General features: G+C 66.6%; 14 protein-coding genes and 1 pseudogene. 6 read left to right on the forward strand and 9 right to left on the reverse strand.

What is annotated here, in order from left to right; all coding sequences use genetic code 11:
- Positions 1–138 precede the first annotated feature (138 nt).
- Positions 139–1,488, forward strand: coding sequence for an MFS transporter (locus ACZY08_RS00090; protein WP_463742593.1), 1,350 nt, complete (start codon positions 139–141; stop codon positions 1,486–1,488).
- A 41-nt stretch (positions 1,489–1,529) separates the two neighbouring features.
- Here ACZY08_RS00090 and ACZY08_RS00095 read toward each other — a convergent pair whose 3' ends face one another.
- Positions 1,530–1,811 carry a DUF4229 domain-containing protein gene (locus ACZY08_RS00095; RefSeq protein WP_463744085.1) on the reverse strand — a complete coding sequence of 94 codons (282 nt, stop codon included), beginning with the start codon at positions 1,809–1,811 and terminating at the stop codon, positions 1,530–1,532.
- Positions 1,812–1,886: 75 nt separating this feature from the next.
- Here ACZY08_RS00095 and ACZY08_RS00100 point away from each other — a divergent pair, with 75 nt between their 5' ends.
- Positions 1,887–2,048, forward strand: a complete 162-nt coding sequence (locus ACZY08_RS00100) for a hypothetical protein (protein ID WP_463742594.1) — start codon at positions 1,887–1,889, stop codon at positions 2,046–2,048.
- Here the strand turns inward: ACZY08_RS00100 and ACZY08_RS00105 are convergent.
- From ACZY08_RS00105 to ACZY08_RS00140, 8 genes are all read right to left on the reverse strand, one after another.
- Positions 2,045–3,430 carry a MinD/ParA family ATP-binding protein gene (locus tag ACZY08_RS00105; protein ID WP_463744086.1) on the reverse strand — a complete coding sequence of 462 codons (1,386 nt, stop codon included), beginning with the start codon at positions 3,428–3,430 and terminating at the stop codon, positions 2,045–2,047. The genes ACZY08_RS00100 and ACZY08_RS00105 overlap by 4 nt on opposite strands.
- Positions 3,431–3,555: 125 nt before the next feature.
- Positions 3,556–4,530: a c-type cytochrome biogenesis protein CcsB gene (gene ccsB, locus ACZY08_RS00110; protein WP_463742595.1), complete on the reverse strand. Its 975-nt coding sequence runs from the start codon at positions 4,528–4,530 to the stop codon at positions 3,556–3,558.
- Positions 4,527–6,050, reverse strand: coding sequence for a cytochrome c biogenesis protein ResB (resB, locus tag ACZY08_RS00115; RefSeq protein ID WP_463742596.1), 1,524 nt, complete (start codon positions 6,048–6,050; stop codon positions 4,527–4,529). Before resB ends, ccsB begins: the two co-directional genes overlap by 4 nt.
- Before the next feature lie 107 nt (positions 6,051–6,157).
- Positions 6,158–6,937, reverse strand: a complete 780-nt coding sequence (locus ACZY08_RS00120) for a cytochrome c biogenesis CcdA family protein (RefSeq protein WP_463742597.1) — start codon at positions 6,935–6,937, stop codon at positions 6,158–6,160.
- On the reverse strand, positions 6,934–7,539 hold the full coding sequence (locus ACZY08_RS00125) for a TlpA disulfide reductase family protein (RefSeq protein ID WP_463742598.1): 606 nt from the start codon (positions 7,537–7,539) through the stop codon (positions 6,934–6,936). The genes ACZY08_RS00120 and ACZY08_RS00125 overlap by 4 nt, the downstream gene beginning before the upstream one ends.
- Positions 7,540–8,127 carry a histidine phosphatase family protein gene (locus ACZY08_RS00130; protein WP_463744087.1) on the reverse strand — a complete coding sequence of 196 codons (588 nt, stop codon included), beginning with the start codon at positions 8,125–8,127 and terminating at the stop codon, positions 7,540–7,542. It lies immediately after the preceding gene.
- A 23-nt stretch (positions 8,128–8,150) separates the two neighbouring features.
- Positions 8,151–9,461 carry a glutamate-1-semialdehyde 2,1-aminomutase gene (gene hemL, locus ACZY08_RS00135; RefSeq protein ID WP_463742599.1) on the reverse strand — a complete coding sequence of 437 codons (1,311 nt, stop codon included), beginning with the start codon at positions 9,459–9,461 and terminating at the stop codon, positions 8,151–8,153.
- Between the two features lie 57 nt (positions 9,462–9,518).
- Positions 9,519–9,905: a nitroreductase/quinone reductase family protein gene (locus ACZY08_RS00140; protein WP_463742600.1), complete on the reverse strand. Its 387-nt coding sequence runs from the start codon at positions 9,903–9,905 to the stop codon at positions 9,519–9,521.
- A gap of 103 nt (positions 9,906–10,008) precedes the next feature.
- Between ACZY08_RS00140 and ACZY08_RS00145 the strand changes: the two genes are divergently transcribed.
- From ACZY08_RS00145 to aspT, 4 genes and pseudogenes are all read left to right on the forward strand, one after another.
- Entirely contained in the window at positions 10,009–10,389 is a 381-nt protein-coding gene (locus ACZY08_RS00145) for a nitroreductase family deazaflavin-dependent oxidoreductase (protein WP_463742601.1), read from the forward strand.
- A gap of 53 nt (positions 10,390–10,442) precedes the next feature.
- Positions 10,443–10,532: pseudogene (locus ACZY08_RS00150) on the forward strand (type II toxin-antitoxin system CcdA family antitoxin); the annotation flags it as partial.
- A 498-nt stretch (positions 10,533–11,030) separates the two neighbouring features.
- A complete protein-coding gene (locus ACZY08_RS00155; protein WP_463742602.1) occupies positions 11,031–11,156 on the forward strand; it encodes a hypothetical protein in 126 nt (41 codons plus the stop codon).
- A gap of 292 nt (positions 11,157–11,448) precedes the next feature.
- Positions 11,449–13,164, forward strand: a complete 1,716-nt coding sequence (gene aspT / locus ACZY08_RS00160; protein WP_463742603.1) for an aspartate-alanine antiporter — start codon at positions 11,449–11,451, stop codon at positions 13,162–13,164.
- The last annotated feature ends 194 nt before the right edge of the window (positions 13,165–13,358 follow it).

A 13,358-nucleotide genomic window follows, 5' to 3' on the forward strand; every position in this document is an offset into this window, starting at 1 on the left:
ATAACTTGACAGAGTGGGGCCGTCAAGAAAAGTTGACAACTCCGGGAGGGGAGGCGGGAAGCCAATTCGACGCCGCATACCAGCGGTTGCACTAACGTGGCCGTCGGCCGAGGCAACGCCGATCACTGGGGGATGCGCATGACCATTTCGACCGAGGCGCATCAGCCCGCACCATCGGGCCGCGCCGAAACCCGCCGCGCCATCTGGAACACCATCCGGGGCTCGTCGGGCAACCTCGTCGAGTGGTACGACGTCTACGTCTACACCGTGTTCGCCACCTACTTCGAAGCACAGTTCTTCGACAAGGCCGACAAGAACGCGACCGTCTATGTGTACGCGATCTTCGCGGTCACCTTCCTCACCCGCCCGATCGGCTCGTGGTTCTTCGGCCGGTTCGCCGACCGGCGCGGCCGCCGAGCCGCGCTGACGTTCAGCGTCTCACTGATGGCGCTGTGCTCACTGGTCATCGCGCTCGTGCCCTCGCGCGAAACCATCGGTGTCGCAGCACCGATCATCCTCATCCTCTGCCGGCTGGTGCAGGGCTTCGCCACCGGCGGCGAGTACGGCACCTCCGCGACCTACATGTCCGAAGCCGCCACCCGGGAACGGCGCGGCTTCTTCTCCTCGTTCCAGTACGTGACCCTGGTGGGCGGTCATGTGCTCGCCCAGTTCACTTTGCTGATCATCCTGACCACCTTCAGCACCGCACAGGTCCACGAATTCGGTTGGCGCATAGCCTTTGCCATCGGCGGTGTGGCCGCGATCGTGGTGTTCTGGCTGCGGCGGACCATGGACGAATCACTGTCCGAGGAACAGCTCCAGGCGATCAAGGAAGGCAAGGACAAGAGCGCAGGATCGCTCGCCGAACTGCTCACCCGCTACTCGAAGCCACTGCTGCTGTGCTTCCTGATCACCATGGGTGGCACCCTCGCGTTCTACGCCTACAGCGTCAACGCCCCGGCCATCGTCAAGACCACCTACAAAGACCAGGCGATGACAGCCACCTGGGTGAACCTCATCGGGCTGATCTTCCTGATGGCGATCCAACCGGTCGGCGGCATGATCAGCGACAAGGTCGGCCGCAAACCGCTGCTGGTGTTCTTCGGCGTCGGCGGGGTGATCTACACCTACATCCTGTTCACCTATCTGCCCCAGACACATTCACCACTTTTGTCCTTCCTGCTGGTGGCCGTCGGATACGTGATCCTGACCGGCTACACCTCGATCAACGCGCTCGTGAAATCCGAGCTGTTCCCCGCGCATGTGCGCGCCCTCGGGGTGGGAATTGGCTACGCACTGGCGAATTCGATGTTCGGCGGCACCGCGCCGGTGATCTACCAGGCGCTCAAGGAACGCGACCACGTGCCGCTGTTCATCATCTACGTCACGGTGTGTATCGCCATCTCGCTGGCGGTGTACATCTTCTTCCTCAAGAACAAGACCGAAACCTACCTGGACCGCGAGAAGGGTTCGGCCTTCATCCGATAGCGCGACCCGCCGGGATCACGTTCGGGGAAAAGAACTGCTGCCTACGCGGATTTCGGTGGCTCGTCGCCGCGCAACCGTGCCTGCAGCTGCTCACGATCCTTGCGGCGCCGCTCGTCGACCAACGCGATGGAAGCTGTCGCCCGCTCACGCAACGGCCGGAACAGCCAGATGCCCAATGGCAGCGCGATCACGATGGCGAACAGCAGGGCCACCACGACCGGGAAATTCGCCACAACCAGCTGCCCCACCCCGTAGATCGCCGCGGCCAGCACAGCGACCAGCACCAGCCTGGCAATGAGGTAAACCGCGACGTCGGTGACCATACGGGAGGTCGAACCACTTCCTGACACGCTCCGAGCCTACCGACGACGCGTATATTCAGATCAAGGAGGTTTCGAGTGGCATATCTACTCCTGCTCATTGCCGCGGCAAGCCTGGTGTATCTCGGCTGGCGGCTGGCGCGGGTTTCTGGCAGTCGATCCAAGACCCGTGTGATCGGCCCCGACGACGACCCGGAATTCCTGCGTCGCCTCGGGCACGGCGACAATCCCCGTAACTAGCGCGCGTCGGGCGCGCGGTTCATCGAGCGACGTGCCCCGGCAAAGTCGGACGCCACCACGGCCGCCAGCTCGATGAGCGCCTCACGGGTGCCGGGCTTGAGCCGCTCGAGGCTGATCTCGGCGCCCTCCTCCAGGTGCGGATCGAAGGGCACCAGGCGCACCGCACGGCAACGCCGGGAGAAGTGGTCCACCACCTTGGACAGGTCCACCTTGCCCGAGCGTGGGCGCACCGCGTTGATCACCGCGATGGAGTTGCGCACCAGATCCTGATGCCCGTGGGCGTCGAGCCAGTCCAGCGTCGCCGACGCACTGCGCGCCCCGTCCACCGAACCCGAGCTGATCACGACCAGCACGTCGGCCTTGGACAGCACCGCCGACATCGCCGAATGCATCAGACCAGTGCCACAGTCGGTGAGCACGAGGCTGTAGAACCGCTCCAACACCTCCAGCGCGTGCAGATAGTCGTCCGAGCTGAACGCCTCCGACACTGCCGGGTCGCTTTCGGACGCGAGCACCTCCAGCCGGCTCGGCCCCTGCGAGGTGTACGCCCGCACGTCGCTGTAGCGCTCGATGCCTTCGGCGTCGCGCAGCAGGTGCCGCACCGTCGCAGCCGTCTCCAGCGGCACCTTCTGGCTCAGCGTGCCCCGGTCGGGGTTGGCGTCCACCGCCACCACCCGGTCACCCCGGATCGAGGCGAACGTGGCCCCCAGCGTCGCGGTGATCGTGGTCTTACCCACGCCGCCTTTCAGCGACATCAGCGCGATCCGGTAGCAGCCCTGCAGTGGCTGGCTGACCTCGCCGATCAGATTGTTGTGGTGGGTGGCCTTGGGGCTCTCGCCGACGTTGATCTGTTTGAACGACGCGACGTAGAGGGCCTTGCGCCAGCCCGAGGTGGGCGGGTTCTTGCGCTGGCCGAGCAGCGCGGCGGTGGATAGGTCGCGGTAGGGCGTGGCGAAGTCGGCAGCGGCGGAACGCTCAGGCGCGGCGGGGCGCGCAAGTGCGCCGGGCTGCAGGGGTGCGGAGCCCGCGAAAACTCCGGCTGGCGCTCCGTCGAAACTTCCCGGCACCGGCGGTGCGGTGATCACCGGGATACCGTGCGGCGGCGTCGGAGCGGTCCACTCGGCGGGCAGCGGGGTGGAGACGCCGGGCTCGGCGGGATTGCTGAACCGCTGCTGACCGCGGAATCCGGGGATCGGGGCGAACACCGACGGGACGAGCGGCGGCTCGGCGACCGGGGCCGGCGCGACAGCCGGGGACGCCGACGGCTCAGCTGCCGGCGGCTCGTCGACCGGTGCGTCTGTCGAGGGTTCGCCGGTGTCCTGCGGCGCAGGCTCCTGCGCTTCGGACGGCTCAGGCACCGGTTCCGATACCGGCTCCGACATCGGATCCGACACTGACTCAGACACTGGCTCGGACACGAAATCTCCTCTTTCCCACACGCTTCCGACCGGACTGCAGCGGCGCCTCAGCCTCCGGGCGCACGGTCATCTCACCAATCTGACGACGGCTAGCCGACCCCAGCGTACGAATGCAGGCCCACGGTCACCAGGTTGATGAAGAACAGGTTGAACACCATCGCGACGAAACCGACCACGTTGATCCAAGCCGACTTACGGTCCCGCCAACCCGCGGTCGAGCGCGCATGCAGATACGCCGCGTAGACCACCCATGCGATGAACGACACCGTCTCCTTGGGGTCCCAGCCCCAGTACCGACCCCAGGCTTCCTCGGCCCAGATCGCGCCGAAGATCACGCCGAAACCGAAGATGGGGAACGCGAAGATCGTGGTGCGGTAGGCGATGCGGTCCAAGGTCTGGGCGTCGGGCAGTCGCTCGACGATGCGCGCCACAGTGCCCTCCCGCCCCGGCTCCCCCAGCGGGGACATCTTGAGCAGGAACAGGATGCTGGCCACACCGGCCACCAGGAACACACCGGAACCCAGGCTGACCACCGACACGTGGATGGGAAGCCAGTAGGACTGCAGCGCGGGCATCACCGGGGCGGCGTTCGAGTACAGCCAGCGTCCCGACACCGTCAGCAGAATCAGCACCGGAACCAGGACGAACACCCAGAGCGCGCGGAACTGCGGCTTGCGCAGCACCACCGCGGCCGCGACCAGGCCGCAGAAGCTGGTCAGGTTGATGAACTCGTACATGTTGCCCCACGGCACCCGTGAGGTGGCCAGGCCACGCAACACAATGCAGATGAACAGCATGCCGATGCCGACGTAGGTGAGCGCCAGGCCGGTTTGGCCGACGCGCTCGTCGAACGGGCGCCGGGTTTCCTCGACGACGACGCCGGGGGTGGCGCTGTCGGCGCCGACGGTGGCGCCGACCAGTTCACGGCTTTCGACACGACGGCCGCGGCTGTAGGCGAGTTCCACGGCGAGCAGGATCAGCGCCCCGACGAGGACGACGACCGACGACGTGAACGCCCAGTCGGAGTACCTGGCCAGCCCGATGTCGATGTGCTCGGTATTCACTGCTCCGCCTTCTCTCCTGCCGCCGGCTGCTCGTAGCCCTCCAACAACCGCTCGGTCAGCTTCTCGAACTCATCGCCCCAGCCGGAGTTGTCGGTACGGGCCAGCCCGCCCAGCTCGACGTTCACCGTACCTGCTGGAGCGCCTTGCACCCGAACCCAGATCCGGCGCCGGCGCACCACCAAAGACACCAGCAACCCGGCCATCATGGACATCGCGAACACCAGCACCCAGATCTGGGCGGGGTCGTGCGAGACCTGCAGGTTGACGAACGGGACAGCGCCGTCGAAGCGGACCTTCGTGCCGTCATCGAGCCGGGTGTCCTGGCCCTTCACCAGGTTGACGCGGGCCGCTTTGGTCAGTTGCTTGCGATCGATCAACCGGGGGTCGAGGGAGAACAACGACTGCGGCCGGCCGGTGTCCAGGCCGGTGTCACCACGGTAGATGTCGATGGCCACCGCCGGGTCGTTGAGCGCCGGATACTTTGACGACAACAACGTGCCCTCGAGTTCCTTGGTGGGCGCGAACAGGCCCTGGATGGCGATCTGATGTTTGCGACGCTCGTCGGCATCGGGATAGGTGCCTGCCGGCGGGTCGATACGCACCACCCCCGAGGACAGCAGCGTCGTCTGCTCCTCTGGCCGCCACTGGATGGTCTGGCTGCGCTGTTGGCCGTCAGGGAACGTCACCGTGAACGACGGCGCATACCCGTGTCCCTGCAGGTACACGCGGTCGCCGCCGATGCGCAGCGGATGGTTGACCTCGAGGCGGTAGGGCCGCCAGGTGTTGGCAGCCAGATCGTCGCCGGACTGGTAGTCGATATCGGCGGCGAACGACAACGCCTGTCCGGTGGGCAGATAGTTTGCGTCGAAGCTGTTGACCCGCAGGCAGACCGGGCTCAGCGAGGTGCCGTCGACGGTGTTGCCCGCGCGGAACGAATCGAAGGCGGCCGGCGAGGCGGTGCAGAATCCGGGGCCGCCGTCGGCGATGACGATGACATTGCCCTCGTAGCCGAACAACTTGCCCGCGGCCACGGCCACCAGCAGGCCGAGTAGCGAGAAGTGGAAGACGATGTTGCCGAACTCCCGCAGATAGCCCTTCTCTGCTGATATCTCGGTGTCGCCATCTTGCTTGCGGGTGACCGTGCGCCACCCCTTCAGCCGTCGCGTCACGGTGGTGGCGACCTCGTCGGCGTCGGCGCTCACCTGCGCGGCGTGATGTTTGGGCAACCGGCCCAGGTTGCGCGGCGCGGGCACCGGCTCCGCCCGCAGGTTGCGGAAATGCTCGATCATCCGCGGTGTCAGGCAACCCACCAGCGAGATGAACAGCAATGCGTAGATGGCGGTGAACCAGAAGCTGGAGAAGACGTCGAAGGCCTGCACGCGGTCCAGCCACGGACCCAGCGTGGGGTGGGCGACCAGGTATTCGTCGACCTTGGATTCGTTGAGGCTGCGTTGCGGCAACAGCGCGCCTGGGATCGCGCCGAGGGCGAGCAGGAACAGCAGCACCAGCGCGGTGCCCATCGACGTCAGGGTCCGCCAGGTGTTGCGTACCAGCGCGAGCAGACGCAAAACTGCCCCAAAACGCGGCTTTTTGGGCAGGTTTGTGTCTGCTCGCGGAGAAACCTGGGTCATATCGGCAGCCTCACATCACTGACGAAGGCGTCGCGCACCCACGACACGAACTCGTTCCACAGACCCGTCACCAGCGCCGTGCCCACCAGGATCAGCAGCACACCGCCGAAGATCTGGATGGTTCGGGTGTGCCGGCGCAACCAGCCCAGGCCGGTCACCGCCCGCGCCGACCCCAACGCCAACAGCACGAACGGGATGCCCAGCCCCAAGCAGTAGGCCAGCACCAGCACCACCCCGCGCGCCACGGTGGCGCCGTCGGTGGCCGAGGCCACCGCGATCACCCCGGTCAGCGTCGGGCCCAGGCACGGAGTCCAGCCCAGAGCGAACACCGCACCCAGCAGCGGCGCTCCCGCCATCGTGGACCACTGCCGCGGGGCGAACCGGGCCTGACGTTGCAGTGCCGGCACAAAACCGACGAACACCAGACCCATCACGATCGTGACGACACCGCCGATGCGTTGCAGCAGAACCTGATTGGCGATCAACGTGGTGGTCATCCCGAGCACTGCGACGGCGCCGAGCAGAAAAACCACGGTGAAGCCGGCGACGAACAAGGCGGCCGCGCCGGCCACCCGCAGTCGGGCCGTCTTGGTGGCGACGGTTCCGGCAACCGCATCGGAATCCTGCACGCCGACGACCGCGGCCAGATAGGACAGGTAGCCGGGCACCAGCGGCACCACACACGGCGAGGCGAACGACACCAACCCGGCCAGCACGCTGATCCCCAGCGCCAGCAGCACCGGCCCGGCGGCGGCGATCTCGGCGAATCCGGTCATGGCCGCTGCCCTTCGGCAGCCAACCGCTCGACGACGGGGCGCAGATCGTCGGCCAGCAGTTCACGCAAGAACACCGCGGCCACCCGGTGCTGACGGTCCAGCACCACGGTCGACGGGATCACCGTGGTCGGGTACTTGCCACCGAACGCGATCATGGTGCGCATCGCCGGGTCGTAGATCGACGGGAAGGTCACCTTGCGGTCGGTGACGAAATCGACTGCGGCTTCACGGTTGTTGTCCCGCACGTCGATGCCCAGGAACTGAACGCCGTCTCGACGGGTTTCTTCGTACACCTTCTGCAACTGGCCGATCTCGGCCCGGCACGGCCCACACCACTGGCCCCACACGTTGATCACCACGACCTTGCCGGCGAAATCTTCCAGCGAGATGGTCTTGGTCGGGTCGGCCAGTTCGGGCCCGCTCAATTTTCCTGGGGTACCGCGCTTTTCGGGTGGATCGTAGAAGATGTCGGTCTTGCCGCCGGGCGCGACGAACTCGAAGGTACCGCCTTGGGCCACCGCGTCGTCACCGGTGGAGCATCCGGTGAGCAGCACCAGCCCTGCCAGCACCGCCGCACTCACCCGGGCGACCGACGATCTCATTCAGATGCCCCAGGGCTCCGTGTAGCCCCATCGGATCAACGTGTCTTCGTCGAAGGTGAACGACGTGATCGAGGACAGATTGCACAGCCGGCTGTGCGGCAACGGCAAGTGGGCCAGCTTGCGCCCGGTCATCGCCCGGCGCAGCGTCTCGACCGGAAGCTGGTGGCTGACGCACACCGCCTCGTGCCCGGCCGCCTTCTCCCGGGCCCGGTGCATGGCCGCCATCATCCGCGGGGCGATCTCGGCGTAGGGCTCACCCCACGACGGTTTGGCGGGGTTGCGCAGCTTCGGCCAGTTCCGCGGATCGCGCAAGGCACCGTCGCCGGGGGCCACCCGCTCCCCCTCGAACTGGTTCCACGACTCGATCAAGTCGCCGTCGGTGGCGATCGGCAGCTTGTGGCTCTCGGCGATCGGCGTGGCCGTCTCTTGGGCCCGCTCCAGCGGCGAGGCCACCACGTAGACGATGTCCTTGTCGGCCAGCCAGTCCGCGGCAGCCCGCGCCTGGGCCTGGCCACGCTCAGACAGGTGGTAGCCGGGCAGCCGGCCGTAGAGAACCTTCTCCGGGTTGAACACCTCGCCGTGACGCATCACGTGCACTGTCGTGCGTACGGTCACGGGCGGGCCTCCGCGGCAGCCCGGGCCGCACCGGGCAGCGCGTCGGCGATGCGGGAGAACGCGTCGTCATCCAAAGCCGCTGAGACGAACCAGGTTTCGAAAGCGCTGCACGGTGGGTAGACCCCGGCGTCCAGCAGTGCGTGGAAGAACGGCGGGAAGCGCCAGGTTTCGGTGGCCTTCGCCGCGGCGAAGTCGTTGACCGGCTCGTCGGTGAAGAAGACGCTGAGCATGTTTCCCGCGCGCTGCACGCGGTGGGCCACACTCGCGTCGGTCAGGGCGCCGGTCAGCAGGCCGGCCAACCGGTCGGCGTTGGCGTCCAGCCGGGCGTGGGCGGCGTCGTCGGCGTGGCGCAACGTGGCCAGCCCGGCGGCCATCGCCACCGGGTTACCGGAAAGGGTCCCGGCCTGGTAGACCGGCCCCAGCGGGGCGAGCCGACCCATCACCTCGGCGCTGCCGCCGAAAGCCGCGGCGGGCAACCCGCCGCTCATCACCTTCCCGAAGGTGAACAGGTCGGCATCGACGGGATCCAGCCCGTACCAGCCGGCCCGGCTGACCCGGAAACCCGTCATCACCTCGTCGAGGATCAGCAGCGCGCCGTGGGCCGCGGTGATCCGGCGCAACGCCGCGTTGAAACCGGGCAGGGGGGCCACAGTTCCCATGTTGCCCGGGCTGGCTTCGCTGATGACACAAGCGATCTCGTCGCCGAACCGGCCGAAGATCTCTTCCACGGCCTCAACATTGTTGTAGGGCAGCACGATCGTGTCGGCCGCGGCCGCACCGGTGACCCCGGGCGAGGACGGCAGGCCCAGGGTGGCCACGCCCGAGCCGGCGTCGGCCAGCAGCGCGTCACTGTGGCCGTGATAGCAGCCGGAGAACTTGATGATCTTGGCGCGGCCGGTGTAGCCGCGGGCCAACCGGATCGCGCTCATGGTGGCCTCGGTGCCCGAGTTGACCAGACGCAGCCGCTCGACGGGGGCGACGCGGGCGATGATCTCGGCGGCCAGCTCGGTCTCCGACGGGGTCGGGGCGCCGAAGCTCAACCCGTCGGCCGCCACTTTCTGTACGGCCTCCACGACTGCCGGGTGCGCGTGGCCGAGCAACATCGGCCCCCAGGAGCAGACCAGGTCGACGTAGCGGTTGTCATCGGCATCGGTGAGCCAGTAGCCCTTGGCCGACGTGATGAACCTGGGGGTGCCGCCGACGGAGTTGAAGGCACGCACCGGGGAGTTGACGCCACCGGGGATGACGGCGCAGGCATCGGCGAACAGCTGGGCCGATCGCTCAGTCTGCTTTTCGTGCACAGGCATGACCACCAGTGTCCCAGCCGGTGCAAATCGGTCAACTACAGGGTGTAGTGGACTCGGTCACCCGGCCGGCGTGAGCGCGAACACCGGGTGATCGGCGTCATCGGGCAGATCACGGAAGTAGCCCTCCACCACCTTGCCCGCGAGCGGACGGTAGGCGGCGATGACCGGTGCCCGCTGCGGTACCGGAACCTCGGCAGCGATGTACTCCACGCCTCCGAGCCGGACCTTGGGTTCGGCCCGCACATTGCGCACCCAGTCCGACTCACCACGGGTCGACACCAGATATCTGACCCCGTCGACCACCGGAACGACGACGGGAATCTGCTGTGGCTCCTTGTTGGTCCGCCGGGTCACGGTGAGCGTCTCGCTGTGCCCCACGCCCGTCGCCATGGCGATCCGGTTGAACACCTTCCGGACGAACCACGGTGGTTTGAGATAGGCCATTTCTTCAGTCTCGGCTCATTCGCCCCGGCGCGGCAATATAGAGGCCCGAAGATCCGACCACAGTAGGTTGTGACCGCTGTCACGGCCGCGCTTGAATGGGGCCATGCAACTGCCGCAATCGCTGGCCCGGTTCAACCGCCACGTCACCAACCCGATCCAGCGACTCTGGGCGGGCTGGGCACCGACATTCGGGATTCTCGAGCACGTCGGCCGCAAATCAGGTCGGGCATACCGGACTCCCCTGAGTGTCTTTTCGACCGACACCGGTGTGGCGATTCTGCTGACCTACGGGCCGGACCGCGACTGGTTGAAGAACATCACCGCGGCCGGTGGTGCCGAGATGCGTCGTCACGGCAAGACCATCCGGCTCGCCGACCCGCAGGTGATGTCCAAGTCCGAGGCCGCGGCTCACGTAAAAGGTCGCGTCAGGCGGGTCTTCGCCCGACTGCCGTTCGAGCAGGCGGTGCTGCTGCGGCGGATCTGAGGCGGTTCGCCGATCCCCGAGAGCGGGCGCACACGTGTGTGCATAGTGTGTGTATGGCGCGGCTGAATGTCTATGTCCCCGATGAGCCAGCGGATCGGGCGCGCTCAGCTCAGTTGAATGTGTCCGCAATAGTGCAGATGGCCGCGTGGGCGCGACGGGGGGACATCCGACTGCTCGGTGCTCTTTATGTCGAACTGGCCAGTCCGCTTCGCATACCTCTGCTCACTGCTGATCGCAAGCTCGCACGAGTGTGCGGCATCGCCGAGGCCCTCACGGCCTGATGCTGACCGACGCACTCGACACGGCTGAAAATACCTGAGCCTCAATAGCAATCGCTCCCTCGCCGGCCGCAGGGCCCGGTGGGTGGATCGCCACCGTCCGTGGCCGATGCTGGTCCAGCACATAGGCAGGTCGTTCATGGACCCCAGATCGGTCGTTCCCTCATCGTGGCGCAACAGTCCGGTCAGCCGGGCGCGGTGTTGTTTGCGCGTCTGAACCGTCACCGGCTCGACCGCCGGTGCTGAACAGGGTCCGGACTTGCCAACCGGGCCGCCAACGATGAACTCCCGGCACCACCGGTGCGTATACCTCGTTGAGAGCAAGCGCCTCTTCAATGTCGAAGGTAGACAGGAGTTTTGGAAATGAGACTATCGATTGAGGTTGCTGCCATATTGCTCGCTGCCGGCTTCGGCGGCGGGACCGCACCCGCCGCGGCAGCGCGCTCCGCGGGTATGGACGCGTCCGAGGTGGTGGGCCGGCTGCCGTAAGAGGACTACACCGTGCAACTGAACGGGCCTACCGGTATTCCTTTGCCGCAGTGCACCGTAACCGACGAGCACGGGGAACCGGCCCACCCCGGAACGGCCGTCGGATCCGGCCTGTTCACGACGGTCTACGTCGACATCAACTGCCAAGCCGAACGCTGAGCGCGGTGCTGCCGATCTCATCCGGCGAGCACCACGGCAGATTCGCAGTGGGAACCTCGTAATCCCGATACATTGACTGCCGAGCAGTGTGACCACCCGATAACCGCTCGGCAGAAAAGGAACCATCCCGAATGTGCCGTACGCGATGATGACAGCGGTCGACTGGATCGTTCGCACCCTGGAATCGACTCCCGAGATCGCGCTGTTCGTATGCCTTGCGGCCGGATTCGCAGTGGGCAAGGTGCGAGTCTGGAAGATCTCCCTCGGCGGGGTAGCCGGAACGCTGGTCGTCGCGATCCTGATCGGCATGCTCGGTGACATCAAGCTGAACGACGAAGTGAAGACGATCGCCTTCGCCCTGTTCATCTTCACGCTCGGCTACGTCTCGGGGCCGACCTTCGTCGCCAGCCTCAACCGCAAGAGCCTGAAGTACGCCGCGTTCACCGTCATCGAGGTCGTCTCCGTGCTGGGCATCACCGCCGCCGCGATCCTCATCATGGACCTGGATGTCGGCACCGCGGCCGGACTGCTCGCCGGCGGCGCCACCGAATCCGCCGTGGTGGGCACGGCGACCGACGCCATCGCCAGGCTCCCGCTCTCGGACGCCGACATCGCGACACTGCAGGCCAACGTGGGCACCGCGTACTCGATCTCCTACATCTGCGGGCTGATCACGATCGTGGTCCTGTCCAGCCAGATCTTTCCGCTCATCATGCGCGTCTCCCTGCGCGACGAGGCGGCCAAGCTGTGGAAGCAGCTCGGAGGAGGGTCCGACGAGGACACCGCCACCCCTGCCGCACCGCGCGTCGTCGGGCGCGTCTACCGGGTCGACAACGCAGCCGGCCAGACGATCGCGCGCGTCCTGGACAGCCTGGGCGACGAGATCACCGTCGAGCGGGTCTCCCGGGCCGGCACCGTCCTCGACGTCCAACCCGACCTGGAACTGGCCCGGGGCGACGAAGTCCTCGTCGTGGGCCTGCGCGACAAGGTGGTCGGAGCATCGAGCAGCCTCGGCACCGAAGTCGCCGGAGACGACCTCGGGATGGACATCGACGTCGCCGATGTCGTCGTCACCGACGACGATTACCGGACCACGACGCCCGGCCAGTTCAAGCGCGACATCGATGTCGAAGAGCGGCGCGGCGTATTCCTTCAGCGAGTGAGACGTGGGGACCAGGACCTTCCGGTGAACGACGCGACCGTGATCCAGCACGGCGACATCGTGCGCCTGGCCGGTTCCTCCCGCGACCTCGAACGCGTGATCGGCCGGATCGGGTTCCGGCTCGACCCGACCGTCAAGATCGACCTCGTCTTCATCTCGGTCGGACTCGTCGCCGGGTTTCTCATCGGACGCCTGATCCTGCCGATCGGAGACATCCCGCTCACCCTCGGCACCGGCGGAGGCTGCCTGCTGGCCGGGCTCCTGTTCGGATGGATCCGCTCCAAGCGGCCTACATTCGGGCAATACGACTCTGACGCGGCCGACGTGATCAAGACGATGGGGCTGGCCGTATTCATCTGCGCCGTCGGCCTGTCGTCGGGTCCGCAGGCCGTGGCGCTGGTCGAACAGTTCGGCATCGGCCTGCCGATCGCCGGCGTCGCGATGACCGCGATACCGGCAACCATCTCACTGTTCGTGGCCTGGAAGGTCATGCGCCTGCCCGCACCGCTCACGCTGGGTGCGCTCACCGGCCAGCAGTGTTCGACGCCGGGTGTCACCGCGGTTCAGCAAGCCGCAGGCAACGCCACTCCGCTGGTGGCATACACGATCGTCTACGCCTTCTCCAATGTGACGCTGCCGCTTCTGGGCCCGATCGTGGTGGCGATGGCTCACGCGCTGGGCTCCTGATCGCCTGCGCCGAGAAGTACGCAGCGAAGTTCGACGCCTCAAAATTCTGATTCCGGGGCGATTTGCACCACCGCGTACGCTCGAGACAATCGGCGGCACTTCGTGGCATGACACGCCGACGGCATGCCGCCGCCGATTCGGATAGATTTGACCGGGCCCCACAGGCTTGGGCGCATCGACGGCGTTTATCGCGG

It is taken from the genome of Mycobacterium sp. IDUB_9 (genome assembly GCF_055419505.1).

Bases quoted from the DNA above. Each gene is read 5' to 3' on its own strand.
- ACZY08_RS00090 (WP_463742593.1), top strand. From the start codon at position 139: ATGACCATTTCGACCGAGGCGCATCAGCCCGCACCATCGGGCCGCGCC.
- ACZY08_RS00095 (WP_463744085.1), bottom strand. From the start codon at position 1,811: ATGGTCACCGACGTCGCGGTTTACCTCATTGCCAGGCTGGTGCTGGTC.
- ACZY08_RS00105 (WP_463744086.1), bottom strand. From the start codon at position 3,430: ATGTCGGAGCCGGTATCGGAACCGGTGCCTGAGCCGTCCGAAGCGCAG.
- resB (WP_463742596.1), bottom strand. From the start codon at position 6,050: ATGGGCACCGCGCTGGTGCTGCTGTTCCTGCTCGCCCTCGGCGCGATC.
- ACZY08_RS00120 (WP_463742597.1), bottom strand. From the start codon at position 6,937: ATGACCGGATTCGCCGAGATCGCCGCCGCCGGGCCGGTGCTGCTGGCG.
- ACZY08_RS00125 (WP_463742598.1), bottom strand. From the start codon at position 7,539: ATGAGATCGTCGGTCGCCCGGGTGAGTGCGGCGGTGCTGGCAGGGCTG.
- ACZY08_RS00130 (WP_463744087.1), bottom strand. From the start codon at position 8,127: ATGCGTCACGGCGAGGTGTTCAACCCGGAGAAGGTTCTCTACGGCCGG.
- hemL (WP_463742599.1), bottom strand. From the start codon at position 9,461: ATGCCTGTGCACGAAAAGCAGACTGAGCGATCGGCCCAGCTGTTCGCC.
- ACZY08_RS00140 (WP_463742600.1), bottom strand. From the start codon at position 9,905: ATGGCCTATCTCAAACCACCGTGGTTCGTCCGGAAGGTGTTCAACCGG.
- ACZY08_RS00145 (WP_463742601.1), top strand. From the start codon at position 10,009: ATGCAACTGCCGCAATCGCTGGCCCGGTTCAACCGCCACGTCACCAAC.
- ACZY08_RS00155 (WP_463742602.1), top strand. From the start codon at position 11,031: ATGAGACTATCGATTGAGGTTGCTGCCATATTGCTCGCTGCCGGCTTC.